At 64.6% G+C, this 26,215-nt stretch carries 24 protein-coding genes and 1 pseudogene; 9 read left to right on the top strand and 16 right to left on the bottom strand.

Going from position 1 to position 26,215, the window contains the following annotated elements; genetic code table 11:
• Nucleotides 1-2: 2 nt before the first annotated feature.
• From AArc1_RS03770 to AArc1_RS03760, 3 genes are all read right to left on the bottom strand, one after another.
• Nucleotides 3-245, bottom strand: coding sequence for a hypothetical protein (locus AArc1_RS03770; RefSeq protein ID WP_117363045.1), 243 nt, complete (start codon nucleotides 243-245; stop codon nucleotides 3-5).
• The gene (locus tag AArc1_RS03765) at nucleotides 242-673 is read right to left on the bottom strand and encodes an SPFH domain-containing protein (RefSeq protein ID WP_117363043.1); all 432 of its coding nucleotides are present in this window, start codon (nucleotides 671-673) and stop codon (nucleotides 242-244) included. The genes AArc1_RS03770 and AArc1_RS03765 overlap by 4 nt, the downstream gene beginning before the upstream one ends.
• A gap of 92 nt (nucleotides 674-765) precedes the next feature.
• The gene (locus tag AArc1_RS03760) at nucleotides 766-1,317 is read right to left on the bottom strand and encodes a hypothetical protein (protein WP_117363041.1); all 552 of its coding nucleotides are present in this window, start codon (nucleotides 1,315-1,317) and stop codon (nucleotides 766-768) included.
• A gap of 141 nt (nucleotides 1,318-1,458) precedes the next feature.
• On the opposite strand from AArc1_RS03760, the gene AArc1_RS03755 reads away from it, so the two are divergent.
• Complete coding sequence (locus tag AArc1_RS03755; protein WP_117363039.1) at nucleotides 1,459-1,734, top strand: hypothetical protein; 276 nt, start codon at nucleotides 1,459-1,461, stop codon at nucleotides 1,732-1,734.
• On the opposite strand, the gene AArc1_RS03750 is transcribed toward AArc1_RS03755, so the two are convergent.
• Complete coding sequence (locus AArc1_RS03750) at nucleotides 1,731-2,321, bottom strand: SPW repeat domain-containing protein (protein WP_117363037.1); 591 nt, start codon at nucleotides 2,319-2,321, stop codon at nucleotides 1,731-1,733. The two genes, AArc1_RS03755 and AArc1_RS03750, sit on opposite strands and share 4 nt — an antisense overlap.
• 217 nt (nucleotides 2,322-2,538) lie before the next feature.
• On the opposite strand from AArc1_RS03750, the gene AArc1_RS03745 reads away from it, so the two are divergent.
• Entirely contained in the window at nucleotides 2,539-5,376 is a 2,838-nt protein-coding gene (locus AArc1_RS03745) for an AAA domain-containing protein (protein ID WP_117363035.1), read from the top strand.
• Between the two features lie 72 nt (nucleotides 5,377-5,448).
• Here the strand turns inward: AArc1_RS03745 and AArc1_RS03740 are convergent, their stop codons facing one another.
• The 4 genes from AArc1_RS03740 to AArc1_RS03725 all read right to left on the bottom strand — a co-directional run bounded on the left by AArc1_RS03740 (nucleotide 5,449) and on the right by AArc1_RS03725 (nucleotide 9,011).
• Nucleotides 5,449-6,423: an AIR synthase family protein gene (locus AArc1_RS03740; RefSeq protein ID WP_117363034.1), complete on the bottom strand. Its 975-nt coding sequence runs from the start codon at nucleotides 6,421-6,423 to the stop codon at nucleotides 5,449-5,451.
• 115 nt (nucleotides 6,424-6,538) lie between these two features.
• Entirely contained in the window at nucleotides 6,539-7,066 is a 528-nt protein-coding gene (locus AArc1_RS03735; RefSeq protein ID WP_117363033.1) for a hypothetical protein, read from the bottom strand.
• A gap of 88 nt (nucleotides 7,067-7,154) precedes the next feature.
• Entirely contained in the window at nucleotides 7,155-8,159 is a 1,005-nt protein-coding gene (locus AArc1_RS03730) for a TIGR04024 family LLM class F420-dependent oxidoreductase (protein WP_117363031.1), read from the bottom strand.
• Between the two features lie 75 nt (nucleotides 8,160-8,234).
• Nucleotides 8,235-9,011: an SDR family NAD(P)-dependent oxidoreductase gene (locus AArc1_RS03725; protein ID WP_117363029.1), complete on the bottom strand. Its 777-nt coding sequence runs from the start codon at nucleotides 9,009-9,011 to the stop codon at nucleotides 8,235-8,237.
• Between the two features lie 192 nt (nucleotides 9,012-9,203).
• Here AArc1_RS03725 and AArc1_RS03720 point away from each other — a divergent pair, with 192 nt between their 5' ends.
• Complete coding sequence (locus tag AArc1_RS03720; protein ID WP_117363027.1) at nucleotides 9,204-9,929, top strand: HAD family hydrolase; 726 nt, start codon at nucleotides 9,204-9,206, stop codon at nucleotides 9,927-9,929.
• Between the two features lie 97 nt (nucleotides 9,930-10,026).
• Complete coding sequence (locus tag AArc1_RS03715) at nucleotides 10,027-10,653, top strand: TetR/AcrR family transcriptional regulator (protein ID WP_117363025.1); 627 nt, start codon at nucleotides 10,027-10,029, stop codon at nucleotides 10,651-10,653.
• Between the two features lie 129 nt (nucleotides 10,654-10,782).
• Here AArc1_RS03715 and AArc1_RS03710 read toward each other — a convergent pair whose 3' ends face one another.
• Complete coding sequence (locus AArc1_RS03710; protein ID WP_228442424.1) at nucleotides 10,783-12,048, bottom strand: MFS transporter; 1,266 nt, start codon at nucleotides 12,046-12,048, stop codon at nucleotides 10,783-10,785.
• A gap of 501 nt (nucleotides 12,049-12,549) precedes the next feature.
• Here AArc1_RS03710 and AArc1_RS03705 point away from each other — a divergent pair.
• From AArc1_RS03705 to AArc1_RS03695, 3 genes and pseudogenes are all read left to right on the top strand, one after another.
• Entirely contained in the window at nucleotides 12,550-13,611 is a 1,062-nt protein-coding gene (locus AArc1_RS03705; RefSeq protein WP_117363021.1) for a phosphotransferase family protein, read from the top strand.
• 190 nt (nucleotides 13,612-13,801) lie between these two features.
• Nucleotides 13,802-15,763 carry a 3-hydroxyacyl-CoA dehydrogenase/enoyl-CoA hydratase family protein gene (locus AArc1_RS03700; protein ID WP_117363019.1) on the top strand — a complete coding sequence of 654 codons (1,962 nt, stop codon included), beginning with the start codon at nucleotides 13,802-13,804 and terminating at the stop codon, nucleotides 15,761-15,763.
• Between the two features lie 72 nt (nucleotides 15,764-15,835).
• Nucleotides 15,836-16,024: pseudogene (locus tag AArc1_RS03695) on the top strand (hotdog domain-containing protein); the annotation flags it as partial.
• Between the two features lie 46 nt (nucleotides 16,025-16,070).
• On the opposite strand, the gene AArc1_RS03690 reads toward AArc1_RS03695, so the two are convergent.
• The 3 genes from AArc1_RS03690 to AArc1_RS03680 form a co-directional block, all read right to left on the bottom strand.
• Entirely contained in the window at nucleotides 16,071-16,595 is a 525-nt protein-coding gene (locus tag AArc1_RS03690) for an Lrp/AsnC family transcriptional regulator (RefSeq protein ID WP_117365769.1), read from the bottom strand.
• Nucleotides 16,596-16,725: 130 nt separating this feature from the next.
• Complete coding sequence (locus AArc1_RS03685; protein ID WP_117363015.1) at nucleotides 16,726-17,199, bottom strand: hypothetical protein; 474 nt, start codon at nucleotides 17,197-17,199, stop codon at nucleotides 16,726-16,728.
• Between the two features lie 85 nt (nucleotides 17,200-17,284).
• Nucleotides 17,285-17,626, bottom strand: coding sequence for a 2Fe-2S iron-sulfur cluster-binding protein (locus tag AArc1_RS03680; RefSeq protein ID WP_117363013.1), 342 nt, complete (start codon nucleotides 17,624-17,626; stop codon nucleotides 17,285-17,287).
• Between the two features lie 227 nt (nucleotides 17,627-17,853).
• Between AArc1_RS03680 and AArc1_RS03675 the strand changes: the two genes are divergently transcribed.
• Nucleotides 17,854-19,437, top strand: coding sequence for a methyl-accepting chemotaxis protein (locus AArc1_RS03675; protein WP_161958285.1), 1,584 nt, complete (start codon nucleotides 17,854-17,856; stop codon nucleotides 19,435-19,437).
• Nucleotides 19,434-20,174: a bacteriorhodopsin gene (locus AArc1_RS03670; protein WP_117363009.1), complete on the top strand. Its 741-nt coding sequence runs from the start codon at nucleotides 19,434-19,436 to the stop codon at nucleotides 20,172-20,174. The genes AArc1_RS03675 and AArc1_RS03670 overlap by 4 nt, the downstream gene beginning before the upstream one ends.
• Nucleotides 20,175-20,237: 63 nt before the next feature.
• Here the strand turns inward: AArc1_RS03670 and AArc1_RS03665 are convergent, their stop codons facing one another.
• The 4 genes from AArc1_RS03665 to AArc1_RS03650 all read right to left on the bottom strand — a co-directional run bounded on the left by AArc1_RS03665 (nucleotide 20,238) and on the right by AArc1_RS03650 (nucleotide 26,198).
• Entirely contained in the window at nucleotides 20,238-23,063 is a 2,826-nt protein-coding gene (locus tag AArc1_RS03665) for an ATP-dependent helicase (protein WP_117363007.1), read from the bottom strand.
• A 103-nt stretch (nucleotides 23,064-23,166) separates the two neighbouring features.
• On the bottom strand, nucleotides 23,167-23,421 hold the full coding sequence (locus AArc1_RS03660) for a hypothetical protein (RefSeq protein WP_117363005.1): 255 nt from the start codon (nucleotides 23,419-23,421) through the stop codon (nucleotides 23,167-23,169).
• A 53-nt stretch (nucleotides 23,422-23,474) separates the two neighbouring features.
• Entirely contained in the window at nucleotides 23,475-24,953 is a 1,479-nt protein-coding gene (locus tag AArc1_RS03655) for a sensor histidine kinase (RefSeq protein ID WP_161958284.1), read from the bottom strand.
• A gap of 150 nt (nucleotides 24,954-25,103) precedes the next feature.
• Entirely contained in the window at nucleotides 25,104-26,198 is a 1,095-nt protein-coding gene (locus AArc1_RS03650; protein WP_117363002.1) for a zinc-dependent alcohol dehydrogenase family protein, read from the bottom strand.
• Between the last annotated feature and the right edge of the window lie 17 nt (nucleotides 26,199-26,215).

The following is a 26,215-nucleotide window of genomic DNA, read 5'->3' as shown; positions in this document are numbered from 1 at the left end:
CGCTACAGGCGACGGCCCGAGCGCTCGAGTTCGCCCGCAATTCGGCGGAGATACCAGAGCAGGGCTGCGCCGACGACGGTGCCGCCGACCAGCGAGACGCCGACCACCGATGGCGAGGCTCCGCCCTGGAGTGCCATCGTCGCCCCGGAAAGCCCGACCAGAAAGACGAATCCGGCACCGAAACGGGTGAGTCCTCGGTCGTCGGCTACCAGCGACGCTCTGCCGTGGGCCCGTCGGCGACTCATACCGCACCTGCTGTGCTGACGTGCATCGTCGTGAACCGCCACGTCGACTTTTCGTCCACCTCATCCGTTTCTGACACGACGGTTCGGTTCGCGGCGGGAACCAGCGTGCCACTCCAGCGAGTCTCGAAGTGGCGCTCCTCGTCGGTGTCGTCAGTGTCGACGGCTCGCCAGGCCATCGTCACCTCGTCCGCAAACGTCGCGAACCCCTCGCGTTCGTCGACGACGAGCGCGTGGCTCTCGATCGTCCAGTCTTCAGTCGTCGCGGTCTGCTCGCGGAGAGCCTCGGCGACGTCTTCGTAGCCGTACAGGGCGTCGCTGATGCCGTACTTCACGGTCGAGTCGGCCTCGAGGAAATAGGGCTCGAGCGGCTCACCCACCCGGAGTGCGTCGTAGTAGTCACGGACGGTGTCTTCGGCACGGTCGCTCATTCGTCCGGCTAGTAGGTCGCCGCTTCCAAAGGCGCATCGGACGCGAACGTGGGACTCCCTCGTGGGTCGTCTCCAGACGCCGTCGAGACCTGTCACATGAACCCGCGGTCGACCTCGTCGGTTTCGATGAGGTCCTCGAGTTCGGCGTCGAGTAACTCCTCGGCCTCCTCGAAGCGATCCGAGAGGTCGGTGAGTTCGTCCGGCCGGTCGTACTGGTCGTACTCCATCGGGCCAAACGCCGGGCTCTCGAGGGCGTCCATCACGTCGTCGAAGAGGTCCTGGGGCCGCGTCGGCGCGTCGGCATGGGTCTCGAGCACCGTCTCGAGGCGCTGTGAGATCGTCTCGGCGTGAGTTTCGTCTTCGGGTGGCGACTGGACGGCGAATCGCCCACCGGCGTCTTCCTCGGGGAGGAACGAACCGATCTCGTCGTCCAGTTTCCGCGCGACCTGGGTGCCGACGCCGCGAACCTCGAAGGGGTTCTTCGCGTAGGTCTTGAGGAAAAAGACGCCAGCACGAGGATGCGCGAGATACATATCTTCGCCAACGCCGCCGGCACGGTCCCCCGCGAGGGCCCGCCAGCCCTCTGGATCGACGTCGCGGTCGGTGACGTCCTGGAGAACGTCCTGCCACTCGCGAATCCGCATACTTGGCCTTTGTGAGGCAGACGGAAAGAACGTATCGATTACCACGGACTGGGCCGCTGGCCGGGTCGAACGGGATCGTTCGGGCACAGAACAAAAGGGCTACGTCGTCGCGCTCGACACAGATGGTAACCACTGCTTTCCATGCCCGTCCGCCGCTTGCGCTCGCTCGCCGAACTGTTTCGCGTCGCGCCAGCGAAGAGTTTCCTGCTGGCGGTCGGCCCACCGGCGCTCGCAGCCGGCCAGCTACTGAACAGCTACGTAAACGGCTTATCTCCGGCCGTCGCTACCGGCTTCGCCGTCGCGATGGTCGCGTTCGCCATCGTCGCGACAAGCCACCACGCCGCCGAAGTTCGACTTCAGCAACTCGAGGGTGACCCTGAGTCGCAAGCGGGTGTGCCCGCCGACGGAAGCGACTAGACACCTGCCTCGGGTTCGGTCGCAACGGTTCGGGCCTCTCGCGCTTCATAGGCGTTGTACCCGGACAGCGCGGCAATGAGGAACCCAGCGCCGAGTGTCCCCCAGAAGGGACTGTCGCCCAGTCCCGCACCGGCAGGCATCTCGAGAAGGGCTGGAGCGATGATCAGCCAGATTCCCAACACGGCGAGCAGCGCGGAGACGCCGACGCTAAGCGGCATGTCACTCGAGACTCGATAGTAGTTGTAGCCGGCGGCGACGGCGACGACGGCACCGACGATCACGTTGTTCCAGAACGCCGCCTGCGAGACGTCGTAGACGACCAGAACGGACAGTACGACCCAGGCACCGACGACGGCGATCACGGCACTGAATACTGGAATCTTTCGACGACGCTCTTCGGTGGCGATCTGCGTCGACTCGTCCCGCGGGTCGTGTCCCTCGTCCGGTCGATCACCGACACCGGTACCGGAGTCGATCTCGGCCGTTGTCGCTTCGGCTGGGTTCGTCGCCTCGGCTGCCGGCTCGGGTTCACGGTCGTCCTCGGCTGCCGGCTCGGGTTCACGGTCGTCTGCGTCGTGATCACTCATGGTGAAACCGGGTCGACGTGTACGTCATAAAGCGACCACGACCGTTTCGTCGTCGCGACCGATCGTTTCGCCCGACCCACGGCCGGCCGGGGCGGTAAGAACCGCTTACACGCTGTTCGGTTGGCTCGTCCGGCCGGTCGCTCGAGGCGACCGCCCCACTCCGAGACGACGACCGGGACCGATAGCGTTTTTGACCGTTCGGCGCGAGACGATAGGCGTGGACGTACGCGGAATCGTCGCGGATGACGTCGACGTGCGCACGGTCTCGACTAGCTACGGCGAGACCGAACTCGCCGAGGTCCCGATGCGTCTCGAGACGGCCGACGCGGAGAGGCCGGACGGCCGCGTGGCTGACGGCGGCCTCGAGACCGAACGGCTCGCCGATGGGCACGAACGGACGACCGTGACGCTGTGGAACAAGTGGACCGAGTCGGCCGAACTCCTCGAGCCGGGGATGGAGTTGCTGGTCACGAACGCTGAGACGAAGGAGTATCAGGGCGAAAAACAGTACTCGACGACGGGCGAGTCCTACGTCGTCGTCGAGCCGAGTTTCCTCGTGAACGTGACGGCGATCCGCAACTGGGTGGAGTGTCCCCGGCTCTACTACCTGAACAAGCTCTCCGGCGTCCCGCTTAATTACCCCGTGGTCAAAGGGACCATCGTACACGAGGTCTTTGGCGACCTGTTGCGGGGCCGGGAGCTCGAGGAGTCGATCGACGCCCGCGTCGAGGAACGCGGTCTCCAGCTCGGCTTGCTGGGCGAGACGCCCGAGGCCGTCGCCGAGGACGTTCGCGAGAACGCGACGGCCATCGAGGGCTGGCTCGAGCAGGGCCGGCTCACCGAGGGGGATGGACCGACGGAAGCCGCCGAAAGCACCGAACAGACGTTCTCGCCAGCCGAGAGCAGCTGGCGGTCCGAACAGTTGCTGATCAGCGAGACGTTCGGCATCCGCGGCCGGGCCGACGCCATCCGCCGGGGTGCGCCGGTCGAACTCAAGACGGGGAAGAACCTGCGCAAGGAACCCCGGTTCAAAGACAAGGTGCAGGCGGCCTGTTATGCGCTCTTGCTCGAAGAACACGGCGACGAGGTCGACACGGGGACCTTACTCTATACGAAGAACTCGGCGCTGGATCGCAACGAGGAAACCGGCGATCTGACCCCAGCGAAGGACTTCTCGATGGGCGCTGGCCTGCTCAAGTTCGTCGTCCGGCTGCGAAACGAGATCGCCGCGATGGAGGTCAACGGCGACGTTCCGACGGGCTATGAGGGCGATGCGAAGTGTGAATACTGCTTCGAGCAGGACACCTGCATGGTCGTCTCCGGCCGGCTCGCCCAGGAGTCGAAAGCAGGCCAGATCGGCCGCCCGCTGCCCGACGAAGAACTCGAGTACTTCGAGCGACTGTACCGGGCGATCGAGGCGGAACGCCGGGCGGTCCACCGCGAGTACGCCAAGCTCTGGCGTCAAGACGCCCAGGAGCGGGCCGACGACGACCGCGCGCTGATCGATCTCGAGTTCGTCGAAAAGCGGCCGCTCGAGGAGGGACGCTGGGAGCTTCGAGCGAGGCGGACAGCTGGTGGGACTTCCAAACTTCGGGAGGGTGACCTCGTGCTGGCAAGCGACGGCCACCCGGTTCGGGGCGACGCGGAACTGGCCATGATCGAACGCCTAGACGAGGAGGTCGTGGTGACGGCCGACGAGCCGGTCGAGGTCACCAGACTCGACGTCTATCCATCCGAGCTGACGACGGATCGGCTGCTCGTGGCGCTTCACGATTGCCTGCTCAAAGGTGACGGGCGACGCAAAGACGTGCTGTTCGGCCGCGAGGAGCCCGCCTTTTCGCTCCCAGAGGAGACGTTCATCGACAACAACGCGGCCCAGAACGAGGCCGTCCGCAAGGCCGTCGGCGCGGAGGATTTCGCGCTGATCCACGGGCCGCCGGGCACCGGGAAAACCTACACCATCGCTCGCGCCATCCGCGCGATGGTCGACCGCGGCGAACGTGTCCTGTTGTCTGCCTTTACGAATCGTGCGGTCGACAACGCACTCGAGGCCGTCCTCGAGGGGATCGGTGACAGCCTCGACGACGACCGAATCGTCCGCGTCGGCAGCGAAAGTGGCGTCCGCGAGGACATGCAACCGTATCGCCTCGAGCGTGCGGGCGACCCCGAGGACCGGCTGGCCGAACTCGAGAACGCCCGTGTCGTGGCTGCGACGACTGCGACCTGTGGCTCGCGCGAGATGAAAGAACAGGCGTTCGACGTGGCGCTGGTCGACGAGGCCGCCCAGCTAACCGAACCCGGCACGTTCGCGGCGGCCAACCTGGCCGAACGGTTCGTCCTCGTCGGCGACCACGAGCAACTTCCCCCAGTCGTACGCTCTGAAGGTGGGACCCAACACGGCCTGGAGAACACAAGCGACGATGAACCGCGCGCAGCCGACCTCACCGAGTCGCTGTTCGAGCGGCTCGTCGAGCGATTCCCCGAGGCTGGCGTCATGCTCGACTGCCAGTATCGGATGAACCAGCGCATCCAGTATTTCGCCTCCCAGGAGTTCTACGACGGCGAACTCCGTCCCGCCGAGCCCGCGGTCGCCGGTCGAACGCTCGACGACCTCGAGGGCGTCGCCAGGGACGCGCTCCCGGAACAGCTTCGGGACCCCGTCGCCTTCGTCGACGTTGAGGGCGACGGCAGCCGATACACCGACGACGTCGAGGCAGCCCGGATCGCCGACCTGATCGAGACGTACGCCGACGCGGGCCTCGCCTACGACGATATCGGCGTCATCGCGCCGTTTCGTGCGCAGGTGTCGACCATCTCGAAACACGTCCCCGACGCCGTCGCCGTCGACACCGTCGACCGGTTTCAGGGCTCGAGCCAGGAACTGATCATCGTCTCGTTCACCGCAACCGGCCAGCTCGAGGGGCCGATCTTCGAGGACTACCGCCGGATCAACGTCGCGCTCACCCGTCCGAAACGTGCGCTGGTGCTCGTCGGCGATTCGCGGGCGCTCGAGTCCGATCCGGTCTACGCCCGGATGCTCGAGTGGGCACAGTGACGGCCGGGACGATCCGATCGGATCGATCGGCTCGCCGTCTCGAGTGTGTCTGGGTACCCGTCGGGGGATCGATCAATCCGTCGCGTCCGCTTGCTCCCACAGTGGGTACAGGTCATCTCGAACCGCTTCGGTGATCGACTCGTCACCCAGAGTAAGCCCCGGCTCGCCCGCGTCAGCGGTCCCGATTATCGCAGCGTCGATCCCTACGGCCTCGAGTTCGGCGAGCGCGTCGTCGACCTCGTCGTCGGGAACCGTCGCGAGCAGCGCGCCCGAACCGAAAATACGGAGGGGGTCGACGTCGGCGGCCGAACAGAGCGTGGCCGTCTCCGGGCGGATTGGGACCGCATCGCGGTCGACCGTCAGCCGGACGTCGGAAGCGAATGCGAGCTCGAGTACGCCCGCGGCGACGCCGCCTTCGGTCGGGTCGTGCATCGCGGTCGCGTACTCGCGGATCGCACGGGCGTCTTCGGCCACACTGATCTCCGCGAAGAACGACTCGGCACGCTCGCGGGTCGTCCCATCGACGCCGAGGTCGTCACCGAAGTCGGCCGCGAGGATGGCCGTCCCCTCGATCCCGGCGGCCTTGGTCAGGACGATCCGGTCGCCCGGCTCGACGCCGCCGGTCGGGACGAACCGATCCGTCATGCCCATCGCGGTCAGGGTGACGATCGGGCGCTCGAGGCCGTCGACGTACTCGGAGTGTCCGCCGACGACCGTCGCACCGATCTCACGAGCGGCCGCGTCGATGTCGTCGGTGATCGTCTCGAGCGGCGTCTCCTCGTCGGGGAGCATGACGACGGCGGTGAGCCATCGTGGGTCGGCTCCCGAGGCGGCAACGTCGTTACAGGCGACGTGAACGCCCAGCGTGCCGACCGCCGATGCCGCAAGCGAGATCGGGTCGGTACTGACCACGAGCGTTCCCTCGGGTGGGTCGATCGCGGCGGCGTCCTCGCCGTAGGCTGGCCCCTGGACGACGGCGTCGTCCGGCGACCCCGTTCGATCGAACACGCACTCGAGCAGTTCCTCGGGCGGCACCTTCCCTGGCATAGTTCGAACTGGGGTGATCGACGGTTTGTAGCTGTCGGGATCGGCGTTTCGACGGGACAGTCGGGGGTGGGTTGGCGCTCAGGTCAGAAGCTAGGGGACGAACCGGTGGCAACTATCACTCGGTGACGAGGACGGCCCGTGAGGGGGCCAACCGGGGACAGGGTGAGAGCGACCAGATACCCGTACTGGTCAGCCACGCTGCTGCGTGCAGGCGCTCACGTTCTTCGGCGTCGACGCTCGAGAGCGAGCCCCACTCGTCGACCTGGGCTCGAACCTCGAGCGTTCGCGGGCCTCGCCAGTCGACGCCGCGAACCTGGAGCCGACGCGGGGAGTCAGACGTCGAGCGCAACTGGACGACCACCGTGAGCCGATCGTCTCGGTCGGCTTCAGCACGTTCGAGGGCCTCACTGACGGGCTCTGGTGCGTCCTCTCCAGTGAGAGCCGTCGCCTCCGCTGGCGCGACCGTACTGAACGAGTCGGACGCCTCGGGCTCGAGTCCGTCGACGATCACGCGATCCGACGCCGAGTGAAGTCTGGAGACGCCGGTTTGGACCTGCAACGCGGGTCGGAGGACGGCCCGGTCGAGGACGGCACCGCCGAGGCCGGTACCGATGAGAGCGAGGGCAGCGCGTCGGGAGACCATGGACACGAGTTAGAACGCCAACACGATAGCTCCGGCGAAACCGTCGAACGTCGGTCAGGTCGGGCGACAGCGACACGTACCGCCGAGTTCAGTCGCCGGTCGGCGCGAGCGCGGCCATCGTCTCGCTGACCTCGCTTTCGTCCGCACCGCGTGGGAAGCTCACCATCACGGCGTCTAACCCGTCGACCGCCTCGAAGCGCTCGAGGCTCTCACGGGCTGTCTCGAGGTCGCCTGCGGCACAGAGTTGATCGAGCATGTCGTCGTCGATCAACTCGAGGGCGCGGTCGCGCTCGTCCGCCTGCCAGGCGTCGTGGATTTCGGCCGCTTCGTCGTAGCCCTGGCGCTCGAGGGAGTCGCGGTAGAAGGTTCCCATGCCGCCGACGTAGAAGCCGACGTGCTGGCGGGCAAGGTCGCGAGCGCGCGCTGGGTCATCGAGGACACAGCAGGTAACGCCGACGGAGACGGCTACGTCCTCGGGATCACGGTCCCCGAGGTCGGCTCCGCGTTCGACGTCCTCGAGTCGGTCACGGGTGCCATCGGGCGTGAGCATGATACCGTGCCAGCCGTCGGCGAAGCGACCGGCGAGTTCGACGGCCTTGGGGCCCATTCCGGTGACCTCGACCGGTGGCTGCGGGTCAGGTGGCGTACAGCGCAGCCGAAAGCCCGACAACGAGAAATCGTGGCCGTCGTACTCGACGGGCTCGCCCGAAAGTACCTGTTGGACGATCTCGACCGTCTCGCGGGTGCGTCGAAGGGGATTGCCGTACTCGAGGCCGTGCCAGTTCTCGATCACGATGGGGCCGCTCGGGCCGATCCCCAGCCGAAATCGGCCACCCGAGACCTCCTGTAACGTGGCGGCCGTCTGACCGAGCAGCGCCGGCGACCGCGAGTAAGTGTTGACGATACTCGAGCCGAGATCGATGGAATCGGTGTGTTCGGCGATCGACGTCAGGACGGTAACGGCGTCTCGACCCCAGGTTTCGGGCAGCCAGACGCAGTCGTAACCGGCGTCCTCGGCCGTCCGTGCGTACTCGACGAGCGAGTCGACTGTCGGCTGTGCCGCGACGGGAAGGTGAATCTCTCTGGCAGTCATCGGCTCACATAGACGTGTGCCGCCCTTTTCGTTGTATGGGAACCGCCGGTCCGATGTAAATCGTTTTTCTCGAGGTCAGACTTCGTATTCCTCCGTGAGCTGGGGAACGCCGCCGACGGTGATCGTCTCGCCGACGACGTAAGAGGCGGCGGGGCTGGCGAGGAACTGGGTGACGTCTGCGACCTCCTCGACGGTACCGATACGGCGAGCGACCGTCGAGCGGTCGATCTCGTCGGCGGAGACGCCCATCTGACTCTCGACACCGGGCGTCGCGACGAAGCCGGGTGCGATACAGTTGACGCGGACGTCATCATCGGCCCACTCGGCGGCGAGCGTCGTCGTGAAGTTGATCACGGCAGCCTTCGAGGCCCCATAGGGGCTCATCAGCGGCGCGCCGCGCTGACCGGCGACGCTCGAGAAGTTGATCACCGAGCCGCCGCCGTCTTTGAGGGACTCGGCGGCGGCGTGGGTGCAGTTGTAGGTGCCGTGGAGATTGATGTCGACGATCGTCTTCCAGCCGTTCGGTGAGACGTCGTCGAAGTCGGCCATGAACGAGGCTCCGGCGTTGTTGACCAGCACGTCGATCCCGCCGAACGTCTCGACGGTCGTCTCGACGAGCGCCTCGACGGCCTCGCGGTCGGTGACGTCACACTCGAGCGCCAGCGCCTCGCCATCGCCGTCAGAGCCGTTGATCGCCTCGGCGACGGAGTCGACGTTCTCCTGGTCGCGCGAACAGACGACGACGTCGACCCCGCCCGCGGCGAACTGCTCGGCGATTCCCCGACCGATGCCGCTCGAGGCTCCCGTGACGATGGCGACGTCACCGTCGACGGCGAATCGATCGGTGTTCATGCGTGCCCACCCACGACGGCGTGTCTGGAACTTACCATTGTACAACCAAACCACCTATTACAAAGCATTGTTAATAAAAGTATACCAATCAACCATGTCGGTACGTGTTCCCGGGGACGTCCCTCGAGCGGGCGGACGCCTTCTTCCGAGTGTAGCACCCGAAAATCGTCACCGACCGTCGAGGCGGTGTCGATGACCGACCCGCCGACACCGACCGGCGACGAGTCGTCGTGGGACGCCGTCTTCTGGGACATCGGCGGCGTCATCCTCGAGCTCGAGTCCGTCCAGTCGGCCCACGCGGCGTTCGTCGCGGATGTGCTCGAGCGACGTGAACTCGAGATGAGCGTCGAGGCGGCCGTCGAGACCTGGCGGACGGCCGTCGGGGAGCACTTCCGCGAGCGTGACGGGACCGAGTTCCGTGCGGCGCGGGAGGCGTACGCAGTAGGCGTCGAGGCACTCGTCGGTGAACGGCTCCCGACTGACGCGTGGAAACCGACCTTCGACGACCACGTGGCGTCGTCGATCCGGCCGGTCCCGGGCGCGGTCGAGACGATCGACACCCTCGCCGACCGTGATCTCCACCTCGGGGTGATCAGTGACGTCGACGACGACGCGGGCAACCGGATGCTCGAGCGCTTCGGGGTCCGCGACCGGTTCGATTCGATCACGACGTCCGAAGCGGTGGGCCGAACCAAACCCGACCCGGCCATCTTCGAGACGGCCCTCGAGACGGCCGACGTCGCGCCGTCTCGGTCGCTCATGATCGGCGATCGGTACGACCACGACGTTCGCGGTGCCGACGCGGTCGGCATGCGGGGAGTCGCGTTCGGAGCCGACTCGGGCCCCGCCGTCTCCTATCGCATCGAGTCTCCTCGAGACGTCCTCGAGATCGTCGACACCGTCGATCCGGACCACTGAGGCGGCTGACCGATGGTGGGCCACGGGGACAGCCGAGCCGGAGAAGCAGACTCCTTTCCAAACGCTTTTTGCGATAATTTACGACGCACGTAGTAGCATGGGGGCAAACGGCGACGGTGACCCCGTCGACACCCAGGAGGCGATCATGCAGGCAACCTATCGGGCGCTGTGTACCCACGGGTACTCTAGCCTGACGATGCAGTCGATCGCCGACGAGTTCGACAAGACGAAAGGCGTGATTCACTACCACTACGACACGAAGCAAGACCTGCTCGTGGCGTTTCTCGAGTACCTGCTGGATGCGTTCGAACGCGATATCGCCGTCGACGAGCAACAGGACCCTGGTACTCGACTCGAGGCGTTGATCGAGACGCTCCTGTTCGGACCGCCCGAACGCGGCGAGTTCGATCACTGGGAGCTGACGACGGCGATGCTCGAGATCAGATCGGAAGCGCCGCACAATCCGGAGTTTCGCCGACAGCTCTCGCACAATTACGAGACTGTCGAAGCGATGGTGATCGCGATCGTCGAAGACGGCATCGAACAGGGCGTCTTCCGTGACGTCGACGCCGAGGAGGTCGCGACGCTGTTGTTGACGACGATCAACGGGGCACGGATCTATCAGGTCACGCTTCAGCGCGACGACGTCGCCGAGTTGACGAGTGCGAGTCTCGAGGGGATCGTCCGTCACTGGCTCCGTCAGCCGGGTGGGGTCGGCGAGTGAATCCGGCGGTGTGAACGGGTCGAATACGTACACGCCTCGTGACTCCTGGTGAGACGTTCGGACGGATTCCATCGCGTTTTCCGGTGAGCGTACGCAGGGAGGGCCAATACCCACTCACCGCATGCCGTATCAGTCGGCGTGGCCCGGCGATTGTTCGTTCGCTGGGTCCTGACTCGGGTCGACGCGAGGGGTGAATCGGCCGGTTTCGTGGTGAACGCCGACGAGGAGAATCGCACCAGCGACCAGAGGGAGAACTGCACAGACGACGTAGATCGGCAAGAAGCCGACGAGTTCGACGAGCGGGAGTGAGACGATCGGGCCAAGTCCACCGCCGACGTCGCCGAGGACGTTGTTCGTCCCGACAGCCCGTCCCATCCGCTCGTCCGGCGTGAGATCTGCGAGTAGCGCCATCAATGGGCCGCTCGTGCCGCCCTGACCGGCACCGATGAGCAGACAGGCAGCGGTGAGGGTCCCAACCGAGTCAGCCAGTGCGAGCATGACGAAGCCGACGAACGACGTACCGAGGAACGTCAAAAGCGTCGGCATCCGCGATCCGGTCCGGTCGCTGACGTAGCCACCGAGAAACATGAAAACTCCCGCAGCGACGACGGTGACTGCCATGAAAATCCCCGAAGAAGCCTGGGCGTCGAAGCCGAAAACGCCGAGTTCGTTGTGGTCGAGAAAGAGGACGAGCGTCGCGAACAGCGCGCCGATGTAGGCGAACAGGACCGTGAAGTTCACCAGACCGACCGTCACTGCGGGCACGCTGACGTCGACGTCCGTGAGCGAGACCGAGCGGTGTTCGTCACCGTCGACGTGGGTTTCCGGGATCGTCGCGAAGGCGATCACGCTCGCGAACCCGGCGAACATCGTCGCGACGGCGAACGCGGGCACCGTCCCCCAGAGTTCGCTAAGGACACCACCAATGACGACCCCGCTCGGGAAGCCGAACAACACGCCGCCACGTATGAGGCCCATGCTTGCGCCACGGGAATCGTCGTCGCTGACGTCGGCGGCGATCGTGTACGCGGTCGCAAAGACCGCCGCACTACCGATCCCCCAGACGATCCGCGAACCCAGAAACCAGGCTTCGGGAACGTCAGGCAGAAACCACAGTGATGGGTGTGCCGAGACCATCGCGATCACGTAGCCAAACGTCGCCACACCCTGGATAACCATGCCAGCGACGAACGGCGTCCGAGTGCCGAGTCGGTCGACGAGGACGCCAGCCGGGGCGTTCGCAAACAGCCGCGAAAACCGGTTGGCACTGAGAATTAGCCCAACCAGAACCGGCGAGATGCCGAGTACGACGCCCAAATTCGGCAGGATTGGGAAGATCACACCGCCACCGAAGCCGACGAAGAACGTGCTCAGGATGACCGCGCCGATCACCACCCGCCGCCCTCGAGCGCCGTCGCTCGAGGGTGGTCGCAAGCGCCGAGTGAGAGTCGCTCTCGAAACCACGCGATCACTCACCGCGACCAGCGGTGATCTGTCGGTCGATATCGGCGGCAAAACGGACGACACCGGTCGACGTGATAGTCGTCGGGCGACGGTCGCCCGTCGAGTCTGTGCGCATCTAACTAACCAGTCAGTCAGTGTCGATCAAAAGCGTTTTGGAAGGATGGACCCACGTAACACGATCGATCACGGCTAGCGACGGAGCCAATCGAGACGGATGGTCACACCTGATTTGGCCCGCTCACAGCCAGCGAGCAGCCGAAACCGACGACCTACAGACCGGATGACCGTCATCGAACTGCACGCGTTATGAACGTTGTAAGCTTCCGTCCAGTCAAAACTATTTTCGTTAATGAGGTCGGTGGTATGAGCGTACACCGTCGCGTCGACGCGAGCCGGGAATCCGGCCGGCGAGACGGCAGTCGATAGCCACTCATGACCGACAGCTACTACGACCGCCTCGTCGACGAGGACGCACTCGCCACGTTCCTCGAGGACCAGCTGGGCGAGGCAGACGACTACGACGTCGAACGACATCAGGAAGGCCACTCGAACGAGACGCTGTTCGTGACGTGGGGTGAGCGCGACCTCGTGTTGCGTCGTCCTCCACCGGGTGAGACGGCCGAGACGGCCCACGACGTCGTCCGGGAGTACGAGGTGATGGACGCGGTCGCGGCGACCGACGTTCCGGTTCCGAACCCCGTCCTCGCGTGTGAGGATCACGACGTCATCGGGAGCGACTTCTACCTGATGGACCGCCTCGAGGGCGACGTGTTACGCGAGGGCGAACCCGATCGGTTCGCCGCGCCCGACCACCGCCGACGGATGGGCGAGGAACTCGTCGACACGCTCGCGAAGGTCCACCGACTCGACTACGAGGCGCTCGGCCTCGGCGAGTTCGGCTACCCCGACGGATACACCGACCGACAGGTCGAACGCTGGGGTCAACAGCTCATGTGGGCCTTCGAGGTGACGGCCGACGAACGCGAGGTCCCCGACCTCTACGAAGTGGGCTCGTGGCTCCAGGAGAACGCACCCGACGAGCACCCTCACACGCTCGTCCACGGCGACTACAAACTCGATAACGTGATGTTCGGTCCCGGAACCCCACCCGAACTCGTCGCCGTCTTCGACTGGGAGATGGCCACCCTCGGCGACCCGCGGGCCGATCTGGGCTGGATGCTGTCGTACTGGCGTGACCCGAAAGACCCCGACCCGACGATTCCGGAACTCGTGACGCGATTTATGGAACGCGAGGGGTACCCGACCCGCCTCGAGTTAGTCGACCGCTGGGAGGAGCGAACCGGTCTCGAGTTCGAACACGAGCGGTTCTACCGCGCGCTCGCGGTTTACAAGCTGGCCGGCCTCGGAGAGATGTTCTTCCGGCGATACCTCGAGGGCAACAGCGACAATCCGATGTATCCCAAGATGGAAGACCGGGTTCCCGCGCTGGCCGCCCGTGCGAAACGGATCGTCGAGGGTGACGAGCCGCTGTAACGAGCGCGGCTAGCCGGCCGTAGCTGTCGTCTCGCTCCCAGATGGCACTGTTTCAGTGTCGCCACGGGCCAGTTACAACGTTCATGTTCGGATCACAGGGCCGTACGGGGTGCCCCGCTTCCGAGGGCATATTTAACACTGGTAAGAAAACGCCGGTGGTATTAAGACAATTCTACACGACCACATAGCCATGTCACTCGAGAGCATCGACCGCGTTGCCGTTCTCGGCGCGGGGAACATGGGACACGGAATCACCGAAGTGACCGCGATGGCCGGCTACGACGTCACAATGCGCGATATCGAGCCCGAGTACGTCGAAAACGGCTACGAACAGCTCGCCTGGAGCCTCGAAAAACTCGAGGAGAAAGCCCTGCTCGAGGAGTCCGCCGAGGACGTTCTCGAGCGGATCGAGACGACGACGGATCTCGAGGAGGCGGTCGCCGACGCCGACCTCGTGATCGAGGCGGCCCCCGAGAACCTCGAGTTGAAACACGACATCTTCAGCGACCTCGAGACCTACTGTGATTCGGAGACGCTGCTCGCGACGAACACCTCGAGTCTACCGATCACCGAGATCGCCGAGGCAGTCGAGACGCCCGAACGAGTCCTCGGGTTGCACTTTTTCAACCCGCCGGTGAAGATGGATCTCGTCGAGGTTATCTACGGCGAGGAGACGAGTGACGCGGTCGCCGAAGCGGGCTACGAGTGGGTCGAGTCGATCGGGAAGACGCCGATCTACGTCCGTAAAGACGTCCGTGGCTTCGTCGTCAATACGATCGTTGGCCCGTTCGGCGGCGAGCCCGCCTGGATGGTCTCGGAAGGCGAGGCGACGATCCAGGAGGCCGACGCGACGATGGTTCACGAACGGGGCTACCCGATGGGGACGTTCGAACTCGGCGACCTCACGGGCATCGACGTCGGCTACTCCGTCCGTAAAGAGGCCGGTGATCCCGTGCCGCCGATCGTCGCCGAAAAAGTCGACGCTGGGGAACTGGGCCGGAAAACCGGTACGGGCTACTACGAGTACGAAGACGGGGACGGTCCCGACTACGACCCCGACGATGCGGGCGACTTCGACTGGCTGCGCGTCGAAGCACGCATGATCAATCGCGCCGCGTTCCTCGTCGGCGAGGGCGTCGCGACGCCCGAGGAGGTCGACACCGGCGTCAAGCTCGGCCTTGGCTTTCCCGAGGGGATCTGCCGACGCGGCGACAAACTCGGCCTCGAGACCGTCCTCGAGAAACTCGAGCGCCTCCACGAAGCGACCGATGCCGAGCGGTTCGAGCCCCATCCCTACCTCGAGGAACTCGTCGCGGCGGGCAAGACGGGCGAAGAGGCTGGCGAAGGGTTCTACGAGTACGACGGCGATGATGACGACGGGCTGGGGACCTATCACAACCTGAACGTCGACCTCGAAGACGGCGTGTTGTGCGTCGAACTCGACCGGCCGTCGCGGCTGAACGCACTCTCGCCCGATCTGCTCGCCGAAATCGACGACCTGTTTTCCTCAGTCGACGTCGACGGGATCCGGTGTGCGACGATCGAAGGCACGGGCGACCGGGCGTTCAGCGCGGGTGCCGACGTCAACAGCTTCGTCGGTGCGGACCCGACGGATCTAATGAGCGTCACGCCTGCCTTCGAGACGGTCACCGACTTCCCGCGCCCGGTCCTCGCGAAAATCGACGGCTACTGCCTGGGTGGCGGACTCGAGCTTGCACTCGCCTGTGATCTTCGGATCGCGACCGAGCGGTCGTCCTTTGGCTGTCCCGAGATCGACCTCGGGCTCATCCCCGGCGGGGGCGGCACCCAGCGACTCACTCGTATCCTCGGAGAGACCCGCGCGAAGGAACTGGTCTTCCGGGGCAACCATATCGACGCCGAACGCGCCGCGGAGTGGGGACTACTCAACCGCGCCGTTGCACGCGAGGCGTTCGACGACGTCGTTGCCGAGTTCGTCGACGATCTGCGGACGGGGCCGCCAATCGCCCTCGAGGTCGCGAAGAAAGTCATGAACGAAGGCCAGGACGCCAGCATCGACGCCGCACTGGCAATGGAGAGTCAGGGCTTTGGCCTCCTTGCGAGTACGGACGACGTCGTCGAGGGGACGATGGCGTTCGCCGAGGACCGAGAGCCGGAGTTCGAGGGGACCTGATAGCTGACAGAAGCGGTAGCCGACGACGGGTGGCCCGCGTGGCAGTCGTTCGTCAACCCCAACGCAGTCGGGCTGTCGACGACCGATCTCACCGTCCCGTATCTTCGACCGGCAACAGGCGACCTGCGGGCAGAAGCCGACGTGTCCCGTGCCGGTGGCTCGAGCGGCGTTACGGACGTCAACGCCGCCAGCGCGGACGGCGAGCCCGCCGTCGGTCGAACGACGTATCGGCTCTGTCACCCGGAAGAACGCCGCGACTGACGTCGTTTGCTGGGTCAACCGTTCGAACCGGCCTGCATTGTCGACTTCAGTTGTCCGTCTCTTCGCGGAGGTCCTCGTAGATCTCCGAGTCAGTCCGGAACTTGAGGACGTTGTGGACGGCCGTGTTCCGCAGGTTGGCAATCACGTCGCCGTGTTTCTTGTAGCAGTCGTGGATCCACCGCGAAACTTCCTCACGGTTTCGGAACATCATGATCGTCTTCCACTGGTACTCGCCGTCGGAAAGGAAGAAAAACAGCGTATGCTTGTCCTGCTGGATGAACTCCATCGCATCCCGCCAGCCGTCGGCGAAGTTCTCGGGATTGAACTTGAACTCGAACATCGCGAAGATGTAGTACTCTTCGTTCGGGATGATCGCTTCCCGGAAGACGCCCTCGTCTCGCATTCGACGGATCGACTCGCTGACGGTGACGTGAGAGACGTCGATGTCGTATTTCGTCTCTAAGACGTCCGTAAGCTCACGCGAGGAGAGTTGTGGGTCGTCCGAAAGTTCACAGAGAATCGCAATATCCCGATCTTTGAAATCCCAGTTTGGTTCCTCGTGGTCGGTCATGCGTCCGTGTATTTCGTCGTTCATAGTTACGTGTTTGGTTCGGAACGTCGAGCCACTGGCGGCCTGATATCGAACCATGGCGTTACCGAACCAGACGCTGGAATGGACGAGACCCTACCGAGAGCAGCGGCTACGCCAATCCGAGCGAAAGCGCCGTCGAAATGGGGACCAACACGAGCAGGTAGGTCGCGGCGGCGACCGCCCAACTCCGGGCGACGACGCGTCGTCGGGTGCGCCCAAGGCCGGTAGCACGCGGGAGCGGGACAACCACGAAGAAGCCGACCATGAGGACGTACAGGCCGAAGGTCGTCGCTGCGAGGGAACCCACTGACGCGCCACCGAGAACCCACTCGACGAGCAACGACCCGTAAATGAACAACACACCGGTTCCGAGCGCCGCGAGATAGTGGACGACCGACGCGAGACGGTCCGGGGACCGATCGATGGGCGTCTCCGTCAGTACGCTCGCGGCAACCGATGGAGGGGTCGTCCCGTCGCGGAGTCGACTCATGACTCGGTCCATCACAACGACCGCGGGGATGGCGGCGACGAACCCCACTGGTAACCGGAGCGCCGCCGGGACGGCCGTGAGTTCGCTGAACATTACACGGAGGCTAGGGCACACCCCGTAAGGGCGTATCGGTCGTGGCCGTTCGACGGGGGACGAGCCACCCGTCCCACTAACGACGTCACTCTTGCTGTCGTTGGCGGGGGAGAAGCTGTCCCCAGAGGTGTTTCTCGAGCAGTCCGACCGTCATCGGCGCTTCGACCTCGAGACAACAGGAGAGTCGGGGGTAGCCGAACCGGAGTGCTGCGGCGTCGTGCCAGTGGACCGGCTCCGGCTCGGGGTCGACCTCGACGGTACAGGTGGCACAGAGCCCACGACCTCCGCAATTGGCATAGCGCGCGACCGTTCCGTAGACTGGGAATTCGCGCTCGAGCAACGCCGCCCGAAGGTTCCTACCGGCTTCGACGTCGATGACCGTTTCGTCGTCGCCCTGGATTACACGTACCGGGATAGTCCCGTCCATGCTTCGAGCGAGGGGCGGCGTGACCGTGGTCCTATCGGCACGATGAGCCGTGCGGGACGATACCAACACCGGTAGACGACTTTATCGCCGGTCGATGCCCGACCGTCGAGGGCAGAATGCGGTTCAGTAGAGGACGATACGTTATTTCAAGTCAGATTAGAGAGAACATATGCGCAGCCTTACTAGTTGGGGAGATTCAATACGTATGCTCTGTCCGAGTTGAAAGCATGATCGGACGGATACAGGGGTCGTACGGCTGGAAATTAGTTGGTGGGTACACCGTTACTGGGACGATGGTCACTGCTGTTGGAGTTGTTACAGGAAGTGCAACGGCGACCATCATGATGGCCTGGGCGGCGTTGCTCGCGCTCGGGTCGGTAACGGGAACGAATACGATCGCATCGGTCGTCGAGTTGGACCGACGGACCAATCGAATCGCCGATGGTGCGCTCGACGAACGCATCGACTCGACTCGCACGGACGAGTTTGGTCGTCTGTATAACTCGATCGACCGGATGCGACAGTCATTGGCCAAACAGCTCGAGGAGGCCGAAGCGGCTCGTAAGGAAGCCGACGAGGCGCGTGTCGAGGCAGATCGTGCGCGCATCGAAGCCGAGCAGGCCCGCGAGGAAGCCGAAGAAGCCGAACGCGAAGCGACCTCGCTGGCCGAAGCCTATCGGGAGACCGCCGAATCGTACGCCGAGACGATGCAACGAGCCGCGTCGGGAGACCTCTCCGCACGGGTCGAGGTGGACACCACCCACGAGCCGATGGAGACGATCGGCCGGGAGTTCAACGCGACGATCGACGATCTCGCCGAAGCACTGGCGACCGTCGATGCCTTCGCAAGCGCCGTCCAGCGCGACACCGAGGCGCTCGCGGAGATGAGTGACACGGTCGAACAGGCGGTCACACGGACCGCCGATACCGTCGGCGAGATTACGGCCGACACCCGCGAACAGCGAAAGCAACTCGAGGAGGTCACTGACGATATCGACGAGATGTCGGCCGTTGCCGAGGAGATCGCTGCAACGACCGAGAAGCTCTCTTCGACCAGTGATGACGCTACCGCCGCCGCAACGCGAACCCGAACGGCGGCGACCGACGCCATCGAGGAGATGAACGCCATCGAGGAAGAAACCGCAGCGACAGTGGAACAGATCGAGTCGTTAGCCGAGAGCACCGAAGAGATCACCGAAATCATCGAGGTGATCAACGACATCGCCGATCAGACGAACCTGCTGGCGCTCAATGCCTCGATCGAGGCCGCCAACGCCGGTGGTGGCGGTGACGGGTTCGCGGTCGTCGCTAACGAAGTCAAAGGCCTCGCAGAGGAGACGCGCGAACGCGCGAACGAAATCTCGGACATGATCGAGGAGGTTCGCACCGAAACCACTGAAGCTGCGGACTCGGTCGAAGAGACGCTAAACCGTGTCGTTCGCGGAACCGATACCGTCGAGGACGCACTCGAGTACGTCCAGATGATCAGTGACTCGGTCACCGAGATCGACCACGGCATAACCGAGATCAGTGATGCAACCTCCGGGCAGGCACGTACCGTCCAGGAGATCGCAACCGCAAGCGAAGGCGTGGCGGCGTTGAGCCGCGACGCCGAGACGACCGCCGAGGACGTCGCACGGTCGGTCGAAGAACAACGGGACGTCTTCGAGGAGATCAACGACACACTCGAGGAGTTCCAGCGCAATGCTGTCAGTCTTACCGGGGAGTTGACGCGGTTCGATCTCGGCGAGGTTCAGCCGGTCGGTGCGGGACACCCGCCGGTTCGTTCCGATGGAGGTGAGCGCCGATGATCGACGGAGCGAGTGCCATCACCGTCTCCTATGCAATCGCGACCGTTGGTCTGCTCATAGGGGTTGTCATTAGTATCCGCTTGTTGACGGACGACGCCGTCGATAACGACCGCGGAGGGTTCCTGTGGCTGCTGGTCATCCCGGCGTTCGCAGGTCTCTCGTACCTGTTTATGACACTCGAGATCGGCGTCGTCGAAGTCGGCGATAACAGCGTCTATCTCTTCCGGTACATCGACTGGTTGGTGACGACGCCGATACTGGTGGCGTACGTTGGCTACGTCGCTGGCGCGCCCCGAAAGTGGATCATCGCCGTTGCCGTCGCCGATGCGATGATGATCGCAATCGGCTTTGCAGCGACGCTACTGACCGGGATCGCGACTTGGATCGGGTTCGGTGTCTCCGCGATATTCCACGTCTCTTTGCTGGCGATTCTGTATCTGATCTTTCCACGATACGTCTCCCAGTATCCCGAGCGATACCGGCTGTTCAAAGTGCTCCAGAACCACGTTGGCCTGCTGTGGCTTGCCTATCCACTCATCTGGCTTGCAAGCCCGGCTGGAGTCGGAGCCGTCTCCGTCGTCGGCACTGCGATGATTATCGCGTACATCGACGTCGTCGCGAAGACGCCGTACGTCTACTTCGTCTGGAACGAACGGTTCGCGTTTAGCTCGGAACCGGTCGATCCGGTCGAAACGACCGACGCGACCGACCCCGGTCCGGCCAGCCCAGCGGACTGAAACGGGTAGAGGTCCTGACGCACGGATACCACTTCGCTGTCAGCAAGACGCCGCCACACGCAATCAGTCGACCGATTCCGAGGAGAGCCCACGAAGTGAGTCATCGCCGATCTCCTCGAGTACCTGTTCGTGGAAGGCCTGCAGCGCCGCCGACTCGTCTTCTGCGAGGACGACGTCGCTTGCTGAGAGAGTCGCCAGGCCGAACGCTCGCGGCGTCGGCGAGTCGAGTAACTGGCGTTCGACCTCGAGATCGCCGTCGTCGATGGCCTCGACGATCGATTCGAGCGCCTCGACGGCGAGTTTGTCCTCGAGAATCTCGCGGTAGGTCTCTTCGATCACGGCGAACTCCGCTAGGTCCTCGGCGAAGCCGAGCAGCATCTCGCTCGAGACCTGCTGTTCGCTGGCGGATTTCTCGTAGCCTTTGTAGCGTTTGAGGATCATGAGCGAGCGCGTCGCGTTGATCCGGAAGTACCGCTGGAGGAGGTCGGTCCCGGAGAGTGCGGCCCGGAGGTCCTCGCGTACCCGGTCTGCCTCGAGGTCCTCGAGGATGCCGAGGACGTCGACTTTTCGGTTGAGTGGCATCGTGAGGACGAACCCGTTGTCCGCGACGGCGACGTTGACGTTCGCCGTGGCGACCTGAGCACAGTGATAGGCGAGCAGTCGCGAGAAGCCGTCGTTGACCTCCCGGCCGTAGTTCGAATGGACGTAGTAGTGACGTTCGTACTCCTGGCGGTCGCGGACGACTTCGATCGAGAGTCGGCTATCGGTGCTGATGCTTTCGGGACCGGCGTAACGACACTGCTGGTCGAACAGTCGTGCCATCGCCCGGACGCTGTCGTCGTCGAGCGGAAACTCCCGGAGCCACGCGCGAACCCGCGGTGAGCCGCCCGCGTCGTAGTGTTCGAGGAGTTCTCGTTGAAACGCGAGGATTTCACAGCCGAGGTCGTACGACAGCGGCAAACGCTCGGAGTACCACGAGGGAACCGTCGGCTGGGCGCTCGTTCGATCGACGTATATCTTCGAGCCACGGCGGTAGCGGTACTCGAAGTGGTCGCCGCCGAGGACGAAGACGTCACCTTTCTCTAACGTGTCGAGGTAGTTCTCGTCGAGCTGGCCGACCCACTCGTCGCCGGCACGAGTGTGGACGTCGCAGGTAAAGGAGTCCGGAATCGTCCCGATGTTGGTCATGTAGATCACCCGGGCGAGGCGGCCGCGCTTGCCGATCAGGGGCTCGCCAACGGGGTACTCGTCGTAGTGGTACTCGCCGTCCGGCGGATCGTTCTCGTCGCGCCAGATTTTCGCGTACACGTTTCGATCCTCGAGGCCGGCGTACTCGGCCGTGAGATACCGACAGAGCGACTCCCACTCGGCGTCGGTGTAGTTTCGGTAGGGGTAGGCGCGTCGCAAGGTCGCTCGCACCTCGCGTTCGGGCCGGATCTCGGCGATCGCCATCCCATAGACGTGCTGGGCGGCGACGTCCTGTGCGTTCTCCGGGATCGAGACCGAGTCGACGAACCCCGCTTCGGCCTGCCGGAGCATGACGGCACACTCGAGCAGTTCGTCTCGATCCAGGGCGATCACTCGCCCGGTGACGGTCTGGCCGACGCGATGACCCGCCCGGCCGACCCGCTGGAGGAGGGAGGCGACCGATTTGGGAGAGCCGACCTGCACCACGAGGTCGACGTGGGGCATGTCGATCCCCAACTCGAGGCTGGTCGAGGAGGTCACGACGTCGAGACTACCCGATTTGAGCCGCTGTTCGACGTCCTGGCGGACTTCCTTCGAGAGACTGCCGTGGTGACAGGCGGAGTTGGCCTCGTCGTAGTCGTCGAACCGCTCGCGGAGGTTGTGCAGGACGCGCTCGGCTCCCGACCGGGTGTTCGTAAAGACGAGTGTGTTCGTGTGGGCCTGGACGTGGTCGTGGAGCATCCGATAAAACCGGTCTTGGACGACCCCGCGGGGCGTGTTGATTAAATCGTCCGTCGGACACTCGAGTTCGAGGTCGAACTCGCGGGCGAAGCGGGCGTCGACGATCTCGTAGTTACGTGGGTCCCCGGCTGACTCGTCACTGTCTTCCGGATCGCGTCGCTCCCCAGTCGATCGGTCGGAGACGCTCGGTATTTCGCAACCGACCAGAAACTCCGCGACCTCCTCGAGCGGCTCGATCGTCGCCGAGCAGCCGATTCTGGTGATCGGCTCCGCGGTAAGGGCCTCGAGGCGTTCGAGGCTGACCGAGAGATGCGTGCCGCGTTTCCCGGCGGCCAGCGAGTGGATCTCGTCGACGATAACGTACTCGACGGTTCGAAGCTTCTCGCGGAATTTCGGCGAGTTGAGCAAGATTGCGAGCGTCTCGGGCGTCGTGTTGAGAATGTGGGGCGTCTCCTCGAGCATCTTCTGGCGGGCGCTCGAGGGCGTGTCGCCGTGGCGGATGGCGTGGCGGATCTCGCCCATCTCTTCACCCCGTTCCGTGGCGATCGATTCGATCCCTTCGAGTGGGACCTCGAGGTTGCGATGGATGTCGTTGGCCAGCGATTTGAGTGGAGAGACGTAGAGGCAGTAGACGGAGTTCTCGAGGCCGTCGGTGGCTCGATCTTCCCGGTACAGAGCGTTGAGTATCGACGCAAAGCTTGCTAGCGTCTTTCCGCTACCAGTCGGGGCACAGATCAGCGTGTTCTCTCTCCCGTGAACGTTCGGGATGGCACCACGCTGTGGCGGCGTAAAGAAGCCTTCGTTCTCGGGAACGAACTCGCCGAAGGCCTCGAGCCACCACTGCTGGACGGCGGGCTCGAGCAGCCCGAAGACGTCGGCGTCCTCGATCGTCACCGCGTCCGGATCGAACGACAGCGCGTCGGCGTCGACCGGCAACTCGAGGGGGTCGCTCCCATCCATTACTGAACCCTGGGGAGCGGGCGTGTAAGAGGGTTTGGCCACCGGAGCGAAAGTGAATCGACGCCGGATCGGTCAGTAGGCCTGGACGAGACAGTCACGACCGTCAGTAGGCCCACGCGAGGACGACGGCGATCACGAACGCGTGCCAGAGGATGGCTGCGGCCACAGTTTGGGGATCTGTCGGCGAGACGGGAGACGAGCGGAACATCGCATCGTAGACGAAGATCGTCGCGAAGATCGATCCCCCGGCGACACCCGTCGACAGCGACACGGTCGTGAACAGACCGATGGCCGTCCCGAACGCGAGGCTCCCCGCGATGGCGAGTAAGAGTTTGTCGTAGTACTCGAGTTCGACCACAGCGTAACTACGTGCCAGATCACCGAGAAGGTGCCCATCCTCACGACCGATGATCAGTCCGCGAAATCGACGCCAGTAATCTCGAATCGCGCGCCGCCAGCACTCCCCTCGGTTACCGCAATTTCCCAGCCGTGAGCCGAGACGATTTCGGCGACGATTGCGAGCCCGAGTCCGGTGCCGGCTTCGGAACACGTGTGGCCCGGTTCGAAGACGTCGTCGCGCGCGTCCGGCGGAATCCCCGGACCGTCGTCTTCGATCGCGAAGCCCCCCTCGAGTTCTTCGACGCGGACTGAAACGTCGTCACCGACGTGCGTGACCGCATTCCGCAGGAGGTTCTCGACGAGTTGTCGGAAACAGGTTCGATCGGCCTCGAGCAGCCGCGTCATCTCGATCGAAAGCGATGCCGACTCGGGTGCGACCGACGACCAGGTGTGGCCGGCGACGCTCGCAACCGAAATTGCGGTTCGATCCCTGGCGAGGTCGTCGCCGCGGGCCCACGTCGACAGCTGGTCGATCATCGCCTCCATCTGCTCATGGGCGTCTCGGACGTGGGCGATCTCGGCTGGAGACCCGTCGATATCGTCCACCATCAGCTCCAGATAGCCAGCTGCCGTCGTCAAGGGCGTCCGGAGGTCGTGTGAGACGTACCGAACGAACTGATCGAGGCGCTCGTTCTGGCGCTCGAGGTCGCGCCGTCGTTCGATCCGGTCGATCGCCGTGACCATGGCCGTAACGAGTAGCTGTGCGCGATTTCGGTCGCGGTCGTCGAACGCCGACCGCGTCGTCGTGACGGCCTGGAAGACGCCCCAGTCGCCGACGGGGACGGTGAGCGCCGATCTGATCGCTGGATCGACCGGCTTCCCCCGACTCGACCCCCGGGCGTCGTCGACGACCGAGGCCGTTCCGGTCTGATAGACGTGGCCGGCGACCCCCTCGTCGAGGCCGAACGGACGGTCACCAACCTCGAGCGGGGCGTGTTCTGAGATCGCAGCGATTTCGAACGTCTCACCGTCGTCGGCCGGTGTCGCCAGGGTACACCAGTCGAATCCGAGGATCGAGACCGCTGCGTCGATCGCGATTCGGTACGACTCCTCGACGGATTCGGCGGCGTACAGGTGGTTCGTCGAGTCGTGGAGGCGCTCGAGATCGCGTTCTCTGACCCGGTGTTCGGTCACGTCGCGAAGCGTTGCCACGTAGCCGCCGACGTCGCTCGCCGTCGCATCGACGGTAACCGCCTCGAGCCAGACGGAAGTGCCCTCACCGAGGAGTCGAAACTCCGTCCGACGAGACGACGTCGCCGGGTCGGTTACGAGTTCCTCGAACGCATCGAGAACCGCAGCTCGATCCCGCGGGTCGACGTACTCGAACGCTCGAACGCCCACGAGCGCCTCCGACGGGGCCCCGAGGAACCGTCCTGCCGGTGGGCTCGCATACGAGATTCGACCCGCGTCGTCGAGAACGACGACGGCGTCCTCGAGCTGGGCCAGCAGGGCGTCCGGGTCCGGTCGCGCGGCGGTGTCGAACGGCGTCATCGTCTCCATTCCTCGTTCACTGGTATCCCTCGGTTGGTGGAAGATCACACCCCCATATATAAGAACACCGGCCAAAACAGCCGATTTACCCACCAGAGATCCATTTTCGGTCCCGAAAGTGCCGTTCCCGCCTGCTGGGAGTGAGGTCAATCAGAACGAGGTAACGACCTCGAGCCCGTGGGTCTCGTAGTCGGTCATCGCAGCGAGCCGGTCGGAGACTTCCTCGAGTGTGGCCTCGCGGGTGACGAGCCGATCGGGAGCGAGCCGTCTCGCCTCGATCATTCGGAGTAGTTCGTCGTACTGCGAGGGCGGCATGCCGCGGGAGCCGAGGACGGAGACGTCCCACCGTGTCACCTCGTCGATCGGGAGCGAGATTTCACCGCGCTCGGCGTCGGTGGTCAACCCGACCTGAACGTGGGTGCCACGGGGACGCAGGCAATCGATACTGTTGCGACACGTCTCCGCGCGACCGAGAGCGTCGACGGAGACGTGTGCGCCACTACCGCCGGCACGCTGGGTACCGGCCAGCCCATCATCAGCGATGGCCCGGATCTCCGCGGGCACGTCGTCGACGGTCGAAGCGTCGACGGTCGCCTCGGCGCCGAGGTCGGTGGCCAACGCGAGCGGTGCATCCCGAACGTCGACGGCGACGACACGGGCACCGAGTGCGGTCGCGATCTGGACGGCCGCGAGGCCGAGGCCGCCACAGCCGTGGACGGCGACCCAGTCGCCGCCATCGACGTCGGCGCGGTGGGCCAGTGCGTGAAAGGCCGTCACGTACCGGCAGCCGAGTGCAGCCGCCTCCGTCGCGGAGACGCCGTCGGGCAGTCGCGTGAGGTTGAACTCGGCGTGGGGAACGTGAACCTGCTCGGCAAACGCTCCCGGAACCGCGGCCTCGAACCCGAGGGCGTAGCCGTCGAGACAGACGTTCCCGTGTCCGGTTCGACACTGCGGACACGAGCCATCACCCAGGTTGAACGGAACCGCGACGCGGTCGCCCGGCTCGAGCGCCCCGACCTGCTCGCCGACTCGCGAGATCCGGCCGGCCGGTTCGTGTCCGAGGACCTGTCCGAGCGATACCTGGTCGTCCGCCCACTCGCCGTGGCCCTGCCAGGCGTGCCAGTCGCTCCGGCAGATGCCACACGCCTCGACGTCGACGACGACCCCGTGTGACGCTGGCTCGGGAGGTTCGACGGTCTCGATCGACAGCGGTTCACCGTACGCCTCGAGGACTGCAGCGCGCATACCCGTCGGTGGCATGG

This window comes from Natrarchaeobaculum sulfurireducens (assembly GCF_003430825.1).
In the GTDB taxonomy this organism is placed as follows: Archaea; Halobacteriota; Halobacteria; order Halobacteriales; family Natrialbaceae; genus Natrarchaeobaculum; species Natrarchaeobaculum sulfurireducens.
The sequence above is the reverse complement of the archived record's forward strand: the minus strand, read 5'-3'. Positions and strand labels throughout refer to the sequence as shown.

What these genes read in the sequence shown, in the direction of transcription:
- AArc1_RS03770 (WP_117363045.1), bottom strand. Translation starts at nt 245, where the DNA reads ATGAGTCGCCGACGGGCCCACGGCAGAGCGTCGCTGGTAGCCGACGAC.
- AArc1_RS03765 (WP_117363043.1), bottom strand. Translation starts at nt 673, where the DNA reads ATGAGCGACCGTGCCGAAGACACCGTCCGTGACTACTACGACGCACTC.
- AArc1_RS03760 (WP_117363041.1), bottom strand. Translation starts at nt 1,317, where the DNA reads ATGCGGATTCGCGAGTGGCAGGACGTTCTCCAGGACGTCACCGACCGC.
- AArc1_RS03755 (WP_117363039.1), top strand. Translation starts at nt 1,459, where the DNA reads ATGCCCGTCCGCCGCTTGCGCTCGCTCGCCGAACTGTTTCGCGTCGCG.
- AArc1_RS03750 (WP_117363037.1), bottom strand. Translation starts at nt 2,321, where the DNA reads ATGAGTGATCACGACGCAGACGACCGTGAACCCGAGCCGGCAGCCGAG.
- AArc1_RS03740 (WP_117363034.1), bottom strand. Translation starts at nt 6,423, where the DNA reads ATGCCAGGGAAGGTGCCGCCCGAGGAACTGCTCGAGTGCGTGTTCGAT.
- AArc1_RS03735 (WP_117363033.1), bottom strand. Translation starts at nt 7,066, where the DNA reads ATGGTCTCCCGACGCGCTGCCCTCGCTCTCATCGGTACCGGCCTCGGC.
- AArc1_RS03730 (WP_117363031.1), bottom strand. Translation starts at nt 8,159, where the DNA reads ATGACTGCCAGAGAGATTCACCTTCCCGTCGCGGCACAGCCGACAGTC.
- AArc1_RS03725 (WP_117363029.1), bottom strand. Translation starts at nt 9,011, where the DNA reads ATGAACACCGATCGATTCGCCGTCGACGGTGACGTCGCCATCGTCACG.
- AArc1_RS03720 (WP_117363027.1), top strand. Translation starts at nt 9,204, where the DNA reads ATGACCGACCCGCCGACACCGACCGGCGACGAGTCGTCGTGGGACGCC.
- AArc1_RS03715 (WP_117363025.1), top strand. Translation starts at nt 10,027, where the DNA reads ATGGGGGCAAACGGCGACGGTGACCCCGTCGACACCCAGGAGGCGATC.
- AArc1_RS03705 (WP_117363021.1), top strand. Translation starts at nt 12,550, where the DNA reads ATGACCGACAGCTACTACGACCGCCTCGTCGACGAGGACGCACTCGCC.
- AArc1_RS03700 (WP_117363019.1), top strand. Translation starts at nt 13,802, where the DNA reads ATGTCACTCGAGAGCATCGACCGCGTTGCCGTTCTCGGCGCGGGGAAC.
- AArc1_RS03690 (WP_117365769.1), bottom strand. Translation starts at nt 16,595, where the DNA reads ATGACCGACCACGAGGAACCAAACTGGGATTTCAAAGATCGGGATATT.
- AArc1_RS03685 (WP_117363015.1), bottom strand. Translation starts at nt 17,199, where the DNA reads ATGTTCAGCGAACTCACGGCCGTCCCGGCGGCGCTCCGGTTACCAGTG.
- AArc1_RS03680 (WP_117363013.1), bottom strand. Translation starts at nt 17,626, where the DNA reads ATGGACGGGACTATCCCGGTACGTGTAATCCAGGGCGACGACGAAACG.
- AArc1_RS03675 (WP_161958285.1), top strand. Translation starts at nt 17,854, where the DNA reads ATGATCGGACGGATACAGGGGTCGTACGGCTGGAAATTAGTTGGTGGG.
- AArc1_RS03670 (WP_117363009.1), top strand. Translation starts at nt 19,434, where the DNA reads ATGATCGACGGAGCGAGTGCCATCACCGTCTCCTATGCAATCGCGACC.
- AArc1_RS03665 (WP_117363007.1), bottom strand. Translation starts at nt 23,063, where the DNA reads ATGGATGGGAGCGACCCCCTCGAGTTGCCGGTCGACGCCGACGCGCTG.
- AArc1_RS03655 (WP_161958284.1), bottom strand. Translation starts at nt 24,953, where the DNA reads ATGACGCCGTTCGACACCGCCGCGCGACCGGACCCGGACGCCCTGCTG.
- AArc1_RS03650 (WP_117363002.1), bottom strand. Translation starts at nt 26,198, where the DNA reads ATGCGCGCTGCAGTCCTCGAGGCGTACGGTGAACCGCTGTCGATCGAG.